This window comes from Adlercreutzia aquisgranensis, from assembly GCF_943193145.1.
Classification (GTDB): Bacteria; Actinomycetota; Coriobacteriia; order Coriobacteriales; family Eggerthellaceae; genus Xiamenia; species Xiamenia aquisgranensis.
The window spans coordinates 1-16681 of sequence record NZ_CALPDA010000014.1 but is presented as its reverse complement, the minus strand read 5'-3'; the positions used below and the strand labels follow the sequence as shown (position 1 = coordinate 16681).

Annotated in this window: 16 protein-coding genes; 15 read left to right on the top strand and 1 reads right to left on the bottom strand. The window is 66.1% G+C overall.

Features of this window, described 5'->3' with window-relative positions; translation table 11 throughout:
* Positions 1 to 87: 87 nt before the first annotated feature.
* The 7 genes from ftsZ (at position 88) to NFR41_RS09140 (ending at position 5763) form a co-directional block, all read left to right on the top strand.
* Positions 88 to 1215 (top strand): cell division protein FtsZ, encoded by a 1128-nt coding sequence (ftsZ, locus tag NFR41_RS09170; RefSeq protein WP_160212235.1) that lies wholly within the window; start codon positions 88 to 90, stop codon positions 1213 to 1215.
* Positions 1216 to 1239: 24 nt separating this feature from the next.
* Positions 1240 to 2067 (top strand): purine nucleoside phosphorylase YfiH/LACC1 family protein, encoded by an 828-nt coding sequence (locus NFR41_RS09165; protein WP_251231608.1) that lies wholly within the window; start codon positions 1240 to 1242, stop codon positions 2065 to 2067.
* 3 nt (positions 2068 to 2070) lie between these two features.
* Positions 2071 to 2763 carry a YggS family pyridoxal phosphate-dependent enzyme gene (locus tag NFR41_RS09160; RefSeq protein WP_251231607.1) on the top strand — a complete coding sequence of 231 codons (693 nt, stop codon included), beginning with the start codon at positions 2071 to 2073 and terminating at the stop codon, positions 2761 to 2763.
* 86 nt (positions 2764 to 2849) lie between these two features.
* Positions 2850 to 3698: a cell division protein SepF gene (locus tag NFR41_RS09155; RefSeq protein ID WP_251231606.1), complete on the top strand. Its 849-nt coding sequence runs from the start codon at positions 2850 to 2852 to the stop codon at positions 3696 to 3698.
* Positions 3699 to 3731: 33 nt separating this feature from the next.
* The gene (locus tag NFR41_RS09150) at positions 3732 to 3992 is read left to right on the top strand and encodes a YggT family protein (protein WP_160212239.1); all 261 of its coding nucleotides are present in this window, start codon (positions 3732 to 3734) and stop codon (positions 3990 to 3992) included.
* 138 nt (positions 3993 to 4130) lie between these two features.
* Complete coding sequence (locus tag NFR41_RS09145; protein WP_251231605.1) at positions 4131 to 4910, top strand: DivIVA domain-containing protein; 780 nt, start codon at positions 4131 to 4133, stop codon at positions 4908 to 4910.
* 49 nt (positions 4911 to 4959) lie between these two features.
* Positions 4960 to 5763, top strand: coding sequence for a YebC/PmpR family DNA-binding transcriptional regulator (locus tag NFR41_RS09140; RefSeq protein ID WP_160212241.1), 804 nt, complete (start codon positions 4960 to 4962; stop codon positions 5761 to 5763).
* Between the two features lie 115 nt (positions 5764 to 5878).
* Here the strand turns inward: NFR41_RS09140 and NFR41_RS09135 are convergent, their stop codons facing one another.
* Positions 5879 to 6775, bottom strand: coding sequence for a plasmid pRiA4b ORF-3 family protein (locus NFR41_RS09135; protein ID WP_251231604.1), 897 nt, complete (start codon positions 6773 to 6775; stop codon positions 5879 to 5881).
* 228 nt (positions 6776 to 7003) lie between these two features.
* On the opposite strand from NFR41_RS09135, the gene ruvC reads away from it, so the two are divergent.
* The 8 genes from ruvC to NFR41_RS09095 all read left to right on the top strand — a co-directional run.
* Positions 7004 to 7567 (top strand): crossover junction endodeoxyribonuclease RuvC, encoded by a 564-nt coding sequence (gene ruvC / locus NFR41_RS09130; RefSeq protein ID WP_251231603.1) that lies wholly within the window; start codon positions 7004 to 7006, stop codon positions 7565 to 7567.
* Positions 7564 to 8148 (top strand): Holliday junction branch migration protein RuvA, encoded by a 585-nt coding sequence (ruvA, locus tag NFR41_RS09125; protein WP_251231602.1) that lies wholly within the window; start codon positions 7564 to 7566, stop codon positions 8146 to 8148. Before ruvC ends, ruvA begins: the two co-directional genes overlap by 4 nt.
* 10 nt (positions 8149 to 8158) lie before the next feature.
* The gene (gene ruvB / locus NFR41_RS09120) at positions 8159 to 9235 is read left to right on the top strand and encodes a Holliday junction branch migration DNA helicase RuvB (protein WP_160212245.1); all 1077 of its coding nucleotides are present in this window, start codon (positions 8159 to 8161) and stop codon (positions 9233 to 9235) included.
* 28 nt (positions 9236 to 9263) lie between these two features.
* On the top strand, positions 9264 to 9764 hold the full coding sequence (locus NFR41_RS09115) for a hypothetical protein (protein WP_251231601.1): 501 nt from the start codon (positions 9264 to 9266) through the stop codon (positions 9762 to 9764).
* A gap of 242 nt (positions 9765 to 10006) precedes the next feature.
* On the top strand, positions 10007 to 12310 hold the full coding sequence (gene priA / locus NFR41_RS09110) for a replication restart helicase PriA (protein ID WP_251231652.1): 2304 nt from the start codon (positions 10007 to 10009) through the stop codon (positions 12308 to 12310).
* 257 nt (positions 12311 to 12567) lie between these two features.
* A complete protein-coding gene (locus NFR41_RS09105) occupies positions 12568 to 13815 on the top strand; it encodes a DegT/DnrJ/EryC1/StrS family aminotransferase (RefSeq protein ID WP_251231651.1) in 1248 nt (415 codons plus the stop codon).
* The gene (locus NFR41_RS09100; RefSeq protein WP_251231600.1) at positions 13815 to 14429 is read left to right on the top strand and encodes a sugar transferase; all 615 of its coding nucleotides are present in this window, start codon (positions 13815 to 13817) and stop codon (positions 14427 to 14429) included. The genes NFR41_RS09105 and NFR41_RS09100 overlap by 1 nt, the downstream gene beginning before the upstream one ends.
* Positions 14430 to 14498: 69 nt before the next feature.
* On the top strand, positions 14499 to 16681 hold a 2183-nt coding region (locus NFR41_RS09095), incomplete at its 3' end, for an N-acetylmuramoyl-L-alanine amidase (protein WP_251231599.1).

Genomic DNA, 16681 nt, shown 5'->3' with positions numbered 1-16681 from the left:
ATAATAGGCAACGCGCGATATGTCGTGTACAATGACCGACTATGTGTACTGCAATCTAGGGACCGTTTAGGTGTGGAGGACTATACGATGGCGAAGAACATTGGCGAGCATCTGGCCGTAATCAAGGTGGTCGGCGTAGGCGGTGGCGGCACGAACGCCGTGAACCGCATGGTCGAGGCCGGTGTGCGCGGCGTGGAATTCATCGCGGTGAACACCGATCGCCAGGCGCTCATGATGTCGGATGCCGATAAGACCATCCACATCGGCGAGGAGCTTACCCGTGGCCTCGGCGCAGGCGCGAACCCGCAGGTGGGGTGCCAGGCAGCCGAGGAGAGCCGCAACGAGATCCGCGAGGCTCTGGCCGAGGCCGACATGGTCTTCGTCACGGCCGGCGAGGGCGGCGGCACTGGCACCGGCGCGGCACCCGTGGTGGCCGAGATCGCCCGCGAGGAGATTGGCGCCCTTACCGTGGGCATTGTGACCAAGCCCTTCTCCTTCGAAGGCCGCACCCGCCGCAACCAGGCCGAGCAGGGCATCGACCTTCTGGCTCAGAAGGTGGACACCCTCATCGTCATCCCCAACGACCGCCTGCTGGAGATCGTGGACAAGAAGACCAGCATGGTGGACGCTTTCCGCATCGCCGACGATACGCTGCGCCAGGGCATCCAGGGCGTGACCGACCTCATCACCATCCCCGGCCTCATCAACCTGGACTTCGCCGACATCAGCACGGTCATGCGCGACGCCGGCACCGCCATGATGGGCATCGGCATGTCCTCCGGCGAGAACCGCGCCCTCGACGCTGCGCACCAGGCCACCAGCTCCAATCTGCTGGAGTCCTCCATCGCCGGCGCCAGCCGCGTGCTGTTCTCCATCGCCGGCGGCCCGGACCTCACCCTTACCGAGGTGGACGAGGCGGCCCGCGTGGTGGAGGCGTGCGCCGACGAGAACGCCAACATCATTTACGGTCAGATCATCGACGAGGCCATGGGCGACTGCGTGCGCATCACCGTCATCGCCACCGGCTTCAAGGTGAGCCCGGCCCAGCCCTCCATGGACTTCGGCCGCAAGGACCTGTTCTCGTCTACGGCCACCGAGACGGTGTCCTCCACCGTGTCCTCGTCGGTCAGCTACTCGGGCCATGCGTCCGCCAGCACAGCGGACCGCTTCGCCGACGGCACCTACATCCCCGACTTCCTGAAGCGCCAGCGCTAGAAGGCGACCGCTGTAGCCGGCGTCATGAAGCTGCCATTGCCAACATTGCAGGCCCGCTCTTGTGCGGGCCTGTCGTTTCTCACCGACGAGGCGCTCTTCGGCGCGTGCGGCGTGCGCATGGGCTTCACTCGGCGCGGCGGCGGCGCGAGCCTGCCTCCGTACGATTCGCTGAACTTGGGCTCCCATGTGGGCGACGACCTTGAGGCCGTTCGCGAGAACCGCCGACGGCTGCTGGATGCGGCCGGCCTGGGCGGTACGCGGCTGCTCATGGCCAACCAGGTGCACGGTAGCAGTGTGCTCTCCGTCGACGACGGATTCGACGAAAAGCTGGACCGGGTGGCTGCGCAGGCTGGCGCCGGGGCCGACGGGCTTGCCGTGAGCGTGCCCGGCGTCACGGCGCTTCTGTGCTTCGCCGATTGCGTCCCGGTGGTGGTTGTATCCGCATCGGGCGCCTTCGCCGTGGCCCATGCCGGCTGGCGCGGCGCCTTCGCGGACATCCCGCGCAAGGCGGTAGAGGCGCTGCGGGTTTTGGACACGGATCGGGGAGGCGACGGTTCTCCGTTTCGTTACAACGCCTACATCGGCCCTCACATCATGGCAGAATGCTACCAGTGCGATCCGGATCTGGTGTCGCAGTTCGTTGAGCGCTTCGGGCCCGAGTGCGCCTGGGACGGCGACCATCTGAGCCTGGATGCCGCCGTGCGCGCGAGCTTGCTGGGTGCGGGCGTTGCGGCCGAGCGCATCGTATCTGCGGGCGTGTGCACCGCCTGTTCCACCGAAGACTACTACTCCTACCGCGCAAGCGGCGGAGTGTGCGGGCGCCACGGCGCCTTCGCCGGACGGAAGGAATGAGCCATGGGGTTTTCCCAGCATTACGAGTCCGCCCTCCGCGAGCTTGCCGCTGTCTGCGGCGAGTGCGGGCGCGACCCTGAAGCCGTCTCCCTCATGGCGGTTTCCAAGACCGTCGGGCCCGACCAGGTGGCCGAGGCCGTTGCGGCGGGATGCCGTCTGTTCGGCGAGAACCGCCCCGAGCAGCTGTCGCTGAAGGCCGAGCTGTTCCCCCAGGTGTCGTGGCACTTCATCGGCAACGTCCAGTCGCGCAAGATCGGCCAGATCGTGCGCTTCGCCGATCTCATCCATTCCGTGTACCAGCCTCACCATCTGGCCAAGATCGACAAGGCGGCCGAAGAGGCCGGCAAGGTGCAGGACATCCTGCTGGAGGTGAACGTCTCGGGCGAGAAGTCCAAAAGCGGCCTGGCGCCGAGCGACGTAGCAGCAGCGGCGCAGGAGTGCTTCGGCTTCGAGCATCTTCGCCTTTGCGGCCTGATGACCATGGCACCCCAGGGCGACCTTGCCGAAGCAAGGGAGTGCTTCGCCGGGTTAGCGCAGCTCAAAAGGGAGATAGAGCTTTCGCTGCCGTCGCAGGATGCCGCGGCTTTTACCGAGCTGTCCATGGGCATGAGCGAGGACTGGCCGCAGGCGGTGGCCGAAGGCGCCACCATCGTGCGAATTGGGCGTGCTTTGTTCTCTGATGATTTTTCCCGATGATGCCCGCGTTTTTCGGTATTATGGCCTACGAGCATCCAAACGCAGCGGCGGCGTGACCGTCGGACACAACGAAAGCAGGGAAGCTTATGGAATTGCCACGAATCAAGCACAGCGACGGCGGTGTGCTCGGCGGTCTCAAGTCCCGGCTGGGGTTTGCTGACTCCCAGGCCGACTATGCCGACGACGACGGCTTTGACGAAGGCTACGACGAGTTCGAGGAGTACGGTCCGGGCTATCGCGCCGACGACGACTTCGCCCCCACCCATGCCCGAGACTCGTTCGCGCCGGCCACGGTCCGCGAACCCCGTTCCGCCGGACGCCATAGCGCCACCGGCTCCGTCAGCTCGAACCTGGTGTCCCTCGACGACGTGCGTGCCTCCACGCGCATCCCCGAGAGCCTCAACCGCGATCCGCTGCCCGAGCGGCGCGCCAGCTCCGCCTCCATGCGCTCTGCCCGCACCATGGTGGAGCCGGCCATTGCAGCCCATGCGGGAACGCCGAACGCCCGGGCCCAAGCGGCCGCCGCGGCCAGCAGCCAGGAGCGCTCCGAAAGCCTGAACAGCCTGTTCGGCTCCGGCGACGGTTCCGCCCAGTCTTCTGCCGCCGCCTCGCGCGGCTTCGATCCCTACGACGCCCTTTCGGGCCGCGGCGCCACCCAGCACACGCCTACGCGCTCCGTGGCGGTGGTTCGCCCCACTGCCTACGCCGACGCCGAGGCCGTGGCGAAGTCGCTCAAGGCGGGGGACGCGGTAGTGCTGGTGCTCAGGCAGACGCCTTCCGAACTGGTCATGCGGTTGCTCGACTTCTCGTTCGGCGCCTCGTGCGCGCTGGGGGCCTCCGTCGACTGCATCGCCGAGAAGGTGTTCGCCATCACGGCCGGCGCGCCCCTTACGCAAGGGGAGCTTTCGAACCTTCGCGGCCAGGGCATCCTGTAGCCGGCCGCCCGACTAGCAAAGGAGATCCGGTACGTGAGCGGGCTCATTCTCGCGCTGGGGGAGGCGTACTCCCTCATCATCATCGTGTACGTGCTTCTATCCTGGTTGCCCACCGACCGGGGTATCCTCAAAGACGTCAACGACGTGCTCGCCCGGGTGTGCGACCCGTACCTGAACCTGTTCAAGCGCATCGTGCCTCCCATCGGCGGCATGGTGGACATCTCGCCCATCTTCGCGCTTCTGATACTTCAGTTCGGCTGCGGGCTTCTGGCTCGTCTGCTGTCGGGTTTCTAGCGGTTTTTGGCATGTCGGTGAACATGGCGCATCACCTGCGGTTGTGGTCGCCGCGCGTTCGCTTCGAATGGTACACTGTTTCTATGCTAGGCAGACTCGGCCTCTGAGTCGCGAAAACGTCTGAAAGGATCGGCACCCATGGCAATCACCGCCAACGACATCCACAACCAAAGCTTCTCCATCGACCGCAAGGGCTACGACGTTGACGAGGTAGACGTCTTTCTCGAGCATGTCGCCGACGAGATCGACGATATGAACCAGACCATCGACGCGCTTCGCGACCAGCTGCAGCGCGCCGAATCGCAGCGCGGCATGGCCCCGGCGGCCCCCTCGCTCATGCCTTCCGACATGTCCTCCGACCTTGCCCGCAAGGACGCGCGCATCATCGAGCTGGAGTCTCAGCTGGAGGCCAAGAAGGCCGACGACAACGCCATCGCCCAGGCGCTCATCATCGCCCAGCGCTCCGCCGACGAGATCCTGGCCAACGCCAACGCCCGTGCCAACGACATTGTGGCCGACGCCGAGGACGAGGCCAAGCGCATCGTCGACAAGGCCGAGGGCGAGCGCACCAAGGTGCTCGATGCCATCAAGAAGCTTGAGGACGACCGCGAGAGCGCCCGCGAGTCCTACAAGGACCTGCTGACGGACTTCATCGGCGATGCCACCCGCAAGCTGGCCGAGATCGGCGAAGTGGTGCCGCAGCCCAAGTCGTTCGGCACGCACTCCACGGCCGGCCGCACGTCCTCCAAGCCGGCAGCGCAGGCCCCCATCAACGCCACGGCCACCCCGGCCTATTCCACCCCGCAGGCAACCGACGCCGTGGTGGTGGCTGCCACCCCGGTGCCCGCCACCGTCGAGAAGGATCTCTCGGGCTTCGGTGACGCCGAGGCGGTGTTCGAGTTCGACGAGCTCGACTAAGGCGCGATCATCAGCGGTTTGTCAGTAACGCGTTTTCGAAGGGAAGGTTATGTCAGGTCATTCAAAGTGGGCAACCACCAAGCATCGTAAGGCGGCGCAGGACGCGAAGCGCTCGGCCTTGTTCTCCAAGCTTTCGCGCAACATCACCGTGGCGGCCAAGGAGGGCGGCGATCCCAACCCCGACAACAACGCTTCCCTGGCGGCGGCCATCGAGAAGGCCAAGGGCTACTCGCTGCCCAAGGATAAGATCAAGACCGCCATCGACAAGGCGTTCGGGTCGGGCAAGGACGCGGCCAACTACGAGACCGTCGTCTACGAGGGCTATGCCCCGTGCGGCATCGCCGTGTACTGCGAGGCCCTGACCGACAACCGCAACCGCACCGCTGCCGACGTGCGCGCCGCGTTCAACCACCATGGCGGCAACCTGGGCACTTCTGGTTCGGTGGCGTTCCAGTTCGAGCGTAAGGGCCAGGTCATCATCTCGAAAGAGATCGAAACGGGCGACAAGAAGAACCCGGTGGGCCCCAACGGCGCTGCGGCCGACGAGGACGAGTTCATGATGGTGGTGGCCGAGGCCGGTGGCGACGACTACGAGGACGGCGGCGACGAGTGGATCGTCTACACCGACCCGTCGGCGCTGATGGCCACCGTCAAGGCCATCGAGGAGCAGGGCGTGCAGGTCAAGGGCGCCGAGATGACCATGATCCCCACTACCCCCACGGCGGTTTCCGTGGCCGACGCAAAGAAGGTCATGCGGTTGGTTGACAAGTTGGAAGAGCTCGAGGACCTTCAGTCCGTGTACCATACCATGGACATCACCGACGAGATCGCCGAGGCGCTCGAAGAGGACTAGGCCATCGGCGGCATCTGCAGGTTGAAACGGGGAGGCCCGGCCGAGTAGCCGGGCCTCCCTTCGCGTTTGCGATGCACCGAATGTGCCGGCGTGCGGGCGCACGGTGTTTAGCAGGCTAGTCTTCCCAGGTCTCGCCCTCTGATTCCATGAGCTCCTGAAGGTCGTGGAAGTGCCGGGCCATATGGGCGATACCTACCAGGTCGGTGCATTCGCGAGCCAGCACCTCGGCGAGCAGCGACTTGTAGCTTTCTCGCAGCTCGCGGGGGTCACGGGGGACGAAGTGCTCCTCGGCCAGGGACACCTGGGCCTCGGCCAGCCGGTAGTTCGCTTCCAGCAGGTCAAACAGCTCCTCGTCGTAAGGGGTGTTTTCGGGAAGGTCCAGCTGCTCGCGCAGCTCCTGGTAGCGGGGGTGCTCCGGATTCGACACGACATCGCAGAGCGCCTCGTAGTCCTGCGCCGACTCCGCCTCGCCAAACACGTCGGCGCCGTCCCCGTCCAGGCATGCGCAGGGTAGCGGCAGATCGAACTCGCAGACGGGCATGGTGTCGACAAGGCGCAATTCGACGGTCCATCCGCCCTCGAGGCCGACGAGGAGCTGGGCTGTGGACCCGACGGCGGGCAGCACATCGGCGAGCACGGCCCTCTCCGCATTTTCCCACGGCTTTTCGTCGTCGTCCGGCGACGGGGCGCAGCCGTCCGCGTGGTCGAGGGATACCGGGTCGAGGTAGCGGCCGCTTTTCGCCAGGCAGCGGTAGGGGTCGTCGGGGAAGAGTCCCAGCGAGTCCATGATGGCGCAGAGGGCCGCGTCGAGCGTGGACTTGGCCGGCAGGCTCACCGTGCGGAAGTGGGGGACCCGTGTTCCCAGGATATCCGCATCCACGATGAGCACATCGCCTTCTTCGGGCAGCGGATCGCCGGTCTTCTTCAGATGCTTCTGGGACGCCGCCAAATCGGCAAGGGCGCGCAGGGCTGCCGGGTCGAGGGGGAGGGGAGTCTTGTGGCTGTCGCTCATGGCGCTCCTTCGCTCGGGTACGGATTCGGGCTTGCCGCGAGTATACCCTAGCGCATGCCGGTAAAGGCTGTCGGCGGCCTCTGTCGCGCTGCCGAAATAGAACATCCGGCGAATCTTTTGTGGCCAAGGGGGGAAGGAGGCCGGGCCGTCTTTCGCGTGCGGTGGAATCTGTGGTAGTATGCATACGAACATTTGTTGTGTTTTACGGTTGAGGAAGGGGAGCGGCCCGTGGGCTCCGTCGCAAGAACCGTCCTGGGCATCGACCCGGGGTTGGCGAACACCGGCTGGGGAATCGTGCGTCAGGAAGGCGCGCGCCTGGAGTGCGTCGCCTACGGGTGCATCTCGTCTCGCTCCGACGACCCGCTCGCCCAGAGGCTTCTCAAGGTGACCTCGCAGATGCGGGCCGTCATCGCTCGGTTCCAGCCGGAATGCGTCGGCATCGAGACGGTGTGGTTCGGGCAGAACGTCACGGCCGCCTTCGCCACCGGCCAGGCCCGCGGTGCGGCCTTGGTGGCCTGCGCCGAAGGGGGCCTTCAGGTGGGGGAGTTCAGTCCCAGCCAGATCAAGCTGTCCGTGGTGGGGACCGGGTCGGCCTCGAAGGACCAAGTTGCCTACATGGTACGCCACGTGCTCGGCTTGCGGGATGTCCCTCGCCCCGATCACGCTGCCGACGCCCTTGCGGCTGCCATCTGCTATACCGCCCACGACGGCGTATCCCGGGTCGAGGAGCGTTTCGGCCGGGCGGCGCAGGCGCGGGGCGGCTGCGCTTCGATAGAAAGGACCTGCGCATGATCGCGTTTTTGGAGGGTGCCGTTGCGGGCCGCAGCGCCCAGGCGGCCTATCTCAACGTCGGCGGTGTGGGCTATCAGGTGTTCATGGCCGCAAGCTCCCTGGCCAAGCTGCCGGAAACGGGGCAGAGGGCGTCGGTGCTCACGTACCTGCAGGTGAGCGAGAACGGCGTTTCGCTGTACGGGTTCCTTTCCCAAGAGGAGAAGGATCTGTTCGAGCGGCTGATCGGGGTGAGCGGCGTGGGGCCGAAGGTGGCTCTTTCCGCCCTGTCCACCTTCTCGCCCTCGCAGTTGGCCCAGGCCGTCGCCTCGCAGGACACCGCCCTTATCGCCAAGATTCCCGGCGTGGGAAAGAAAACCGCCTCCCGCATCGTCGTGGACCTTAAGGGCTCTCTCGACGAGCTGGGCCGAAGCCTCTTTGCGGCCCAGGATGCCGAAGTGGCGCCGGCAGGTGCCAGCCGGGCAGCGGAGGACTTGCTGGCGCTGGGCTTCACGGCCGACGAGGCCGAGCTTGCCTTGCGCGGTGCGCCGGAAGGGGCATCCGAGCAGCAGCTGCTGCAGTATGCGTTGAAGCGCCTGGGCTAGGCGGCGGGCTATGGTTGCATACGATTCCGAAATAGAGGGCATGGTGTTCTTCTCCGGCGCCGGCCGTGCTGCCGAGCCTTTCGGGGAGGAGCGCTCCGTGGCACCGCAGCTCATCGAAGAGGATCTGGCGCTCGACCGCAGCTTGCGGCCCAAGCGCCTTTCCGAGTATCTCGGCCAGACGAAGGTGAAGGAGTCGCTGTCGATTCTCATCCAAGCGGCTCAGGAGCGCGGCGATGTGGCCGACCACATACTGTTCTCGGGGCCTCCAGGTTTGGGGAAGACCACCCTCGCCCAGGTGGTTGCCAACGAGATGAGCGCCAGCATCCGCGCCACCAGCGGTCCTGCCATCGAGCGCACCGGCGACCTGGCGGCGATTCTCACCAACCTGGAAGAGGGCGACGTGCTGTTCATCGACGAGATTCACCGTCTGAACCGCATGGTGGAGGAGGTGCTGTACCCGGCGTTGGAGGACTTCGCCTTGGATATCGTGGTGGGCAAAGGTCCGGCAGCGCGATCCATCCGCCTGGACATACCGCGCTTCACCTTGGTGGGGGCCACCACGCGCACGGGTCTTCTCACCGGGCCCTTGCGCGACCGGTTCGGTGTTGTGTTCAGGCTGCAGTACTACACCCCCGAAGAGCTCTCCCAAATCGTGGAGCGGTCGGCCGCCATACTGGACGTGCCCATTGCCCCCGACGGCGCCTTGGAGATCGCCCGTCGCAGCCGGGGTACGCCGCGCTTGGCGAACCGCCTGCTCAAGCGCGTGCGGGATTGGGCTCAGGTACGCGGTGACGGGGTTATCGACGAAGACGTGGCCGCCCAGGCCCTGAGCTTCTTCGAGGTTGACTCGTTGGGTTTGGACGCTATGGACAATCGCATACTGGAAATGCTCTGCGTGCAGTTCGGCGGCCGCCCCGTTGGGCTTACCACCATAGCCTCGGCGCTGTCGGAAGCGCCCGACACCCTGGAGGACGTCTACGAGCCCTACCTCATGCAGCAGGGGCTTCTCGTTCGCACTCCCAAGGGCCGTCAGGCCACCGATCGCGCTTACGACCATCTGGGCCTGCCGCTGCCTTGTCGCGGCTGAGGCTGACCGCAACCGGAAAGGACCGCCCGTGTTCGAGCGCGACTACCTTATGAACATCCTGCTCCAGTACGCCGAAATCCTGCGGCGCAGCTGGTTCAAGGCCCGCAGGGAATCCGACCCTCGCGGCGCCGCCGTCATGCTGGAGGCGGCGGTGGGCCAGGCTACCGATATCGACGGGGCCACGCTGCTGTCCCTTTCCCCGGAATCCATGGCGGGGGTGCTGCAGGTGTCCGGGGTGGACGACCGGGTGGCCGGCTACATTGCCCGCAGCTTGGCGCTGGCCTCATCGTATCTGAACGAGGCGGGCGACCGGCAGCTTGCCGCGCTCCGCTTCCAGCAGGCGAGGGCCCTGGCTGATGCCTACGGTGTGGAGCTGCCCGATTCCGCGAACGAACTGGCGGCCCTGGCCGACAGGACCGAGGGCGGGTGCTTCTCCGAAGCCGACGAGCCGGCGCTGGTGGATATAGAGGGCTCGTCCCTTTCCGATGCGGCACCCATGGTGGAGACCTTCTCGGTTTCTCGGGATTAGTCGCAGGCAGACTTTCCGTGCGCATCGCCAACGTCATAGTGGACGTAGCCACCCAGGCTCTCGACGTCGCCTACTCCTACATTGTTCCCGGGTTCGGCGAGGATGCGGCCGTTCCGCCGCAGGAGGCCCGGCTGACCTTGTTCGGCGACGATAGTGCCTGCGAGGCCGACGGGGCTTCGGGTCTTGCGCCCGCTGCCGACTGGTCTGCGGGTTTCTCCGCGCCTGCAGGGCTATGCGACCCGATGGGCGCCGCGATGGGCTTCGAAGAGCGGGCGGTGCAGGTGGGGTGCGCCGTGCTGGTGCCGCTTGGCGGGCGGTGCGCCGTGGGGTTCGTGGTCTCGGTGGAGGACCGGCCTCGGGATGCCTTCGACGAGCAGATGCTCAAGCGCATGAAGCCCATCATTCGCGTGCTTACCGACCCGTACTTCGACGAGGAGGGGGCCGCATGCGCCCAGTGGATGGCCGACCGCTACATCGCGCCGCTTTCGTCGTGCATTCGGCTGTTCACGCCTCCCGGGGCCGTGCCCCGTGCGGTCCGCACGGGCGAGGGGCGCTGGGTGGTGGAGCAGCCGGCCGTGGGGCAGGTGGACGACCGTTGGGTTGCGGCGGGGCCCGCCATAGAGGGTTTCCAGCCTAAGCCCAACGCCGTGAAGCAGCAGTCCATCATAGAGGCCGTGCGCGCCGGCGACCTGCGCGTGGCCGAGCTCGCCGCCGAGCTGGGTTCGGTGTCGGGCGCCTTGAAGTCGCTGGAGAAGCAGGGGGTGGTGCGCATCGAGCGCCGCCGGCGACAGCGCTTCGTCCTGCCGGGAGAAAAGCTGCCAGCCTGCGCTTCGCCGGCGCAGGTCGGGGGTGCGGGTCGTGGGAGCGCCGAGCCGCGCACGCCCGGCTTTTTTTCGCTCACCGCCGAGCAGCAGCACGCCTTGAGCGTCATCGAGGGGGCCTGCGAGCGGGGTGACGGCGAAGTGGTTCTGGTCGACGGCGTCACGGGGTCTGGCAAGACCGAGGTGTACCTGCGCTCCATCGCCTCGGCACTCGCCCGGGGGCGCAGCGCCGTCGTCCTGGTGCCCGAGATCTCGCTCACGCCCCAGACGGTCGGTCGGTTCCGCGGCCGCTTCGGCGACCAGGTGGCCGTCATGCACTCGCGCATGAGCCAAGGCGAGCGCTACGACCAGTGGGACTTCATCCGCTCGGGGGCTGCCCGCGTGGTGGTGGGCGCCCGCAGCGCCCTGTTCACCCCCCTGGCCAACGTGGGGCTCATCGTTATCGACGAAGAGCACGAAGGCTCGTACAAGCAGGACAGCGCCCCGCGCTACCATTCCCGCGACGTGGCCGTATGGATGGCTCGCCGCAGCGGGGCCACCGTGGTGCTGGGCAGCGCCACCCCCTCGATAGAGTCTCTATGTGCCTGCGAGGCGGACCCGGCCTGGCAGCGGGTGTGCCTTCATGAGCGCGCGAACCGCAAGCCCATGCCCGAGGTGACCGTTGTCGACATGGCGGCCGAGTTCTCCCGGGGCGAGCGGTCCATGTTCTCGCGCCCCCTTGCGGTCCAGCTGCAGCGGGAGCTCTCCGCCGGGCGCAAGGCGGTGCTTCTGCTGAACCAGAGGGGGTTCGCGAAGTTTCTGCTGTGCCGCGATTGCGGGTTCGTTCCGGAATGTCCCTCCTGCGCGAGCTCGCTTACCTACCACGAGCACGGCAACGCGCTAGTTTGCCACCACTGCGGCTACAACGTGGCATCCCCCGGATGCTGTCCCGCGTGCGGAAGCCCCTACTTGAAGAAGTTCGGAGCTGGAACCCAGCGGGTCGAGGCCGAGCTGCGAGCGTTGCTGGACGGTATGGAGGGCGTGGGGCCGTCCGTGCCCGTCATCAGGATGGATGCCGATACCACGGCAAGGAAGGGCGCTCACGAGGCGTTGCTGGCCCGTTTCGCCGAACCCGGGGCCTCGGTGCTTCTGGGAACCCAGATGATAGCGAAGGGGCTCGACTTCAGCGACGTTACCCTGGTGGGCGTCATCAATGCCGACACGCAGCTCCACCTGCCCGACTACCGCGCTGCCGAGCGCACGTTCCAGCTGATCGAGCAGGTGGCCGGCCGGGCCGGGCGGGCCGAACTGCCGGGACGGGTGCTGGTGCAGACCTACGAGGCGAACAGCGTACCCGTGGTGGCGGCGGCTCGCTACGACCGCGAGCTGTTCCTGGCAGACGAGCACGTCAAGCGCCGGATGCTGGGTTACCCGCCGTTCGTGCGCATGGCGAACATACTCGTGTGGGGGAAAGCGGAAGGGGAGGTGCAGGACGCCGCCATGCAGCTGCAGCGCGAGGTGGAGCGGGCAGTGTTCGACTACGCGGGGCCCGATGGCGGATGGACGGTTTTGGCGGCGACGCCGTGCGCGCTTTCCAGGCTCCGCAACGCCTACCGTTGGCACATCGTGGTGAAGTGTCCGGCCGGCCAGGACCTTTCCGCGGCGCTTCTGGGCCTGTTCCGCCATCGCAAGCCCTCCCGCACTGTCAACGTGGCTGTGGATGTGGACCCGGTGAGCCTGCTGTAAGCTCCGGGCGAATGCTGCGCCGACGTTTGCCGCTGCGTCGGTGCCCGTGCGGTGCCGCGGCGCTTCGGGACCGTACGGGCGCAAGCTGCACAGCTTGCTTCCGACGATGCGTCGCTGGGCCTCCAGGCTGCAAGAACACATCGGTGAGCTGCAGTTTTTGTGCCTCCTCAGCTGTGCGGCGGTTCCTTGCGCCTCCCATACGTATAATGAGCGGTCGGTATGCAACGCCATCGAGGGCCTAAGGAGGCTTGGGTTTGATGCAGAACAGGCACATCGCGTTTTCCCCGCCCGACGTGGGCGAGGCGGAGATAGAGGCCGTTGCCGACGCCCTGCGCAGCGGCTGGATCACCACCGGGCCCCGCACCAAGGAGCTCGAGGGGCGCCTGAAAGAGTACACGGAGGCTGCCGGCTTTGCGTGCCTCAATTCCGCCACGGCTGCCCTGGAGTGCTGCCTTCGCGCCCTGGGCGTGGGTCCGGGCGACGAGGTCATCGTGCCTGCCTACACCTATACGGCCAGTTGCTCGGTGATATGCCACGTGGGGGCCACCCCGGTGCTATGCGACACGGAAGAAGGTTCCTTCCAGATGGACTACGAGGCCATGGGGGCCTTGATCGGGCCGCGCACCAAGGTGATCATCCCCGTGGACCTGGCGGGCCGCATGTGCGATTACGGCCGCATCTTCGCTCAGGTGGAGGCCGCCAAGGGCTGCTGGCAGCCAACCGCGGGCACGATCCAGGAATGCTTCGACCGCGTCATCGTGCTGGCCGACGCGGCCCACGCCCTGGGGGCCACCTACCATGGCCGCCCCTGCGGTTCGGTCGCCGACTTCACGGCGTTCTCGTTCCATGCGGTGAAGAACTTCACCACCGCGGAGGGCGGCGGCCTGTCCTGGCGCGACCACGGATTCGACAACGACGAGTTCTACCGCCAGCTCATGCTGCTGTCGCTGCACGGCCAGACCAAAGACGCCCTGGCGAAGAACAAGCCCGGGGCCTGGGAGTACGATATCGCCTTCCCCGGTTGGAAGTGCAACATGACCGACCTTCAGGCCGCCATCGGCCTGGTGCAGCTGGACCGCTACCCCCAGCTGCTGCGCCGGCGGCGCCAGATACTCGAGCGCTATCAGGAGGGCACGGCGGGCAAGCCCGTGGAATGGCTCGTCCACTACGACAGCGAGGGCGACTCGTCGGGGCATCTGGCCATCGTGCGGCTTATCGGCAAGGGGCAGGAGTTCCGCAACCGCCTGATCGAGGCCATGGCCGAGCGCGGCGTGGCCACCAACGTGCACTACAAGCCGCTGCCCCTGCTTACCGCCTACAAGGACATGGGCTTTTCCATCGACGACTACCCCCATGCCCTCGCCCAGTTCGAAAACGAGGTCACGCTGCCGCTGCACACGTTGCTTTCCGACGACGACGTCGAGTACGTGCTGCAGGTGTTCTCCGAGAGCTACGAGCGGGTGGAAGAGGAGTTTGACCGGGCCGAGGCGCAGGAGCGGCCCTGATGTACGCTCGTTTCTTCAAGAGGGTGCTCGACATAGTCGTATCCCTGGTGGCGTTGCCGTTCGTGCTGGTCATCATAGCGGTGCTGGCCCCCGTCATCTACTTAGAGGACAAGGGCCCTATCTTCTACAATGCTCCGCGGGTGGGCAAGGACGGCAAGCAGTTCACCATGTTCAAGCTGCGGTCCATGAAGGTGAACGCGCCCGACCTGACCATGGCGGACGGATCCACCTACAACGGCAGCGACGATCCGCGCATGACCCGTATCGGTGCGTTCATGCGCCGGACCAGCCTGGACGAGTTTCCCCAGTTCCTCAACGTGCTCGGCGGCTCCATGAGCATCATAGGCCCGCGCCCCGACCTAGAGCGGGAGACGCTTCTGTACGAAGGGAACGAGCGCGAGAAACTGCTGGTGAAGCCAGGCATCACCGGATACGCCGCCGCTTACGGGCGCAACTCGCTGCCGTGGCACGACCGGTTGGCTATGGATGTGTTCTATGTTCACAACCTCAGTTTCGCTTTCGATGTTAAAATATTTTTCCATACCATCAAAACCGTCTTCGCCCAGGAGGGCGTCTACGTCCAAGAGGAGAAGGGCGAAGACGGCGCAAGCTAGGGAAGCCCTGCGCCCGCGCGCTCTTCCCTGAACCCTCGAACGTACCCTATTCGCAGCAACGGAGGTTCTATGGTACGCGGAAACAAGCGATTCGTGCGTCTTATTCTGACGGCAACCCTCGTTCTGGGGCTTCTGCCGCTTCCGGCCTACGGGCAGACGGTGGCGCAAGGCGGAGAAGCGCCCGCAGGCGAGACGGCCGCACCCGCTTCGGTTGATTTCGTCTATCTGGACGAGGAGGCTCCCGTTGCGGGTCAGTCGCAGCTGGTGGTGGTCGCCTTCGGCGAGCAGAGCGCGAACTTCCATTCGGCTGTGCTTGACGTCGCATGCCCCGATGGTTCCCAGCTTGCTGTAGCGTCCGATTCGCAGGCCGAGGGCGCTGCTCTGTTCACCCTGGATGACCTGCAGGAGGGCGGCTACCGCCTCCTTGGCGTGACGACGCTTGCCTCTGACGGCTCGGAATTGGAGGAGACGTCCCTGGCCTCGGACGAGAGCGGATCGTGCTCGTTTACGGTGGGGGCCCCTTCGGCTGGCGCCCTGTCCCTCGAGGCCGCCACTGCCCAGGACGCGGTGACCTACGTGCTCGACGACGCAGGCGACGTGGCCACAGTGTCGAGCACGCTCGACTACGGAACCGACGACATCTCCCGGGCAGTGGAGGAGGCCGTGTGGGCCGCATCGTCGGCCGACCCGGCGCGCTCGTCGGGAATCGCTGCGTTCTCGGCCGGCGATGCCGCTTCGAGCCGTGCTGCGACCGACAGCCGCGACATCATCATCGCCATCGACCCGGGCCATGGCGGAGGCGACCCCGGCGCCGTGTCGAGCGGGCTGCGCGAAGCCGACCTTACCTGGGAGATCGCCCAGGCTTGTGTTGCCCGCTTGAACGAGCTGGGCATCAAGACCTACGTTACGCGGGCGAAGAACGAGTGCCCGTCGTTGACCGACCGCGTGCTGCGCTCCGTGAAGGCCGGTTCAAGCGCATTCGTGAGCATCCATCTGAACTCCGCCACGTCCTCGGCGGCCCAGGGCGCCGAGGTATGGTATCCCAATGACAGCTCGTACCGCTACGATCTGCACGAGCAGGGGTTGGAGCTGTCGAAGGCCATTCTGAAGAAGCTGACCGCCCTGGGGCTGTACGATCGCGGTGCCAAGGTGAAGGATGCCACGGCCGTAGGGGACGACCCGGCCGAAACCTATCCCGACGGCAGTATCTCCGACTACTACACGGTGATCAACGAGGCTCGTCGCAACAACATCGTGGGCATCATCGTGGAGCACTGCTTCATCACCAACAATGCCGAGGCGCTGAAATTGCGCGACCCTGCGTTCGTGAAGAGCCTGGGCGTAGCCGACGCCGAGGGCATTGCTCAGTCCATCAGCAACGGCGTCATCTCGCCGGCGCTGCCCAAGCCTGGCGAGAACGACGGGAGCAACCCGGTAAACCAATGGGAGCAGCGCGGGTCGTCTTGGTACCGCTTCGGGCCGGACGGCAAGCTGGTCGTAGGATGGGCCGATATCGATGGTGTGCGCTACCACTTCGACGAGGCCGGGGTGATGGCGACCGATTGGCAGCTGATCGACGGCAGCTGGTACTACTTCAAGGGCAGCGGCGCCATGGCCACCGGTTGGATGTGGGTTAAGGGGAAGTGCTACTATCTGGATCCCTCGACGGGAAAGATGGCTACGGGAAGCTGCGAGGTGGGCGGCGTTCGCTATGCGCTGGATGCGGCGGGCGTCTGGATCGATGCGAGCGACGGCTGGGCTTATAGCAGCGGCGGCTGGTACTGGCTCGATGACGGCGAGCTGGCGAAGGGCTGGAAGAAGGTGGGCGGCACCTGGTACTACCTTGACGCCGAGACGGGGCTTATGGCCGAGGGCTGGAAGAAGGTGGGCTCCGCCTGGTACTACCTCAACCCCGGCGGGGACATGGCCGAGGGCTGGAAGAAGGTGAACGGCGCCTGGTACTACCTCAACCCCGGCGGCGGGGACATGGCCGAGGGCTGGAAGAAGGTGGGCTCCGCCTGGTACTACCTCAACCCCGGCAGCGGGAGCATGGCCGAGGGCTGGAAGAAGCTCGGCTCCGCCTGGTACTACCTCAACCCCGGCAGCGGGGACATGGCCGAGGGCTGGAAGAAGGTGAACGGCGCCTGGTACTACCTCAACCCCGGCAGCGGCGCTATGGCCGAGGGCTGGAAGAAGGTGGGCTCCGCCTGGTACTACCTCAACCCCGGCAGCGGGAGCATGGCCGAGGGCTG

What these genes read in the sequence shown, in the direction of transcription:
- ftsZ (WP_160212235.1), top strand. Translation starts at nt 88, where the DNA reads ATGGCGAAGAACATTGGCGAGCATCTGGCCGTAATCAAGGTGGTCGGC.
- NFR41_RS09165 (WP_251231608.1), top strand. Translation starts at nt 1,240, where the DNA reads ATGAAGCTGCCATTGCCAACATTGCAGGCCCGCTCTTGTGCGGGCCTG.
- NFR41_RS09160 (WP_251231607.1), top strand. Translation starts at nt 2,071, where the DNA reads ATGGGGTTTTCCCAGCATTACGAGTCCGCCCTCCGCGAGCTTGCCGCT.
- NFR41_RS09155 (WP_251231606.1), top strand. Translation starts at nt 2,850, where the DNA reads ATGGAATTGCCACGAATCAAGCACAGCGACGGCGGTGTGCTCGGCGGT.
- NFR41_RS09145 (WP_251231605.1), top strand. Translation starts at nt 4,131, where the DNA reads ATGGCAATCACCGCCAACGACATCCACAACCAAAGCTTCTCCATCGAC.
- NFR41_RS09140 (WP_160212241.1), top strand. Translation starts at nt 4,960, where the DNA reads ATGTCAGGTCATTCAAAGTGGGCAACCACCAAGCATCGTAAGGCGGCG.
- NFR41_RS09135 (WP_251231604.1), bottom strand. Translation starts at nt 6,775, where the DNA reads ATGAGCGACAGCCACAAGACTCCCCTCCCCCTCGACCCGGCAGCCCTG.
- ruvA (WP_251231602.1), top strand. Translation starts at nt 7,564, where the DNA reads ATGATCGCGTTTTTGGAGGGTGCCGTTGCGGGCCGCAGCGCCCAGGCG.
- ruvB (WP_160212245.1), top strand. Translation starts at nt 8,159, where the DNA reads ATGGTTGCATACGATTCCGAAATAGAGGGCATGGTGTTCTTCTCCGGC.
- priA (WP_251231652.1), top strand. Translation starts at nt 10,007, where the DNA reads ATGGGCGCCGCGATGGGCTTCGAAGAGCGGGCGGTGCAGGTGGGGTGC.
- NFR41_RS09105 (WP_251231651.1), top strand. Translation starts at nt 12,568, where the DNA reads ATGCAGAACAGGCACATCGCGTTTTCCCCGCCCGACGTGGGCGAGGCG.
- NFR41_RS09100 (WP_251231600.1), top strand. Translation starts at nt 13,815, where the DNA reads ATGTACGCTCGTTTCTTCAAGAGGGTGCTCGACATAGTCGTATCCCTG.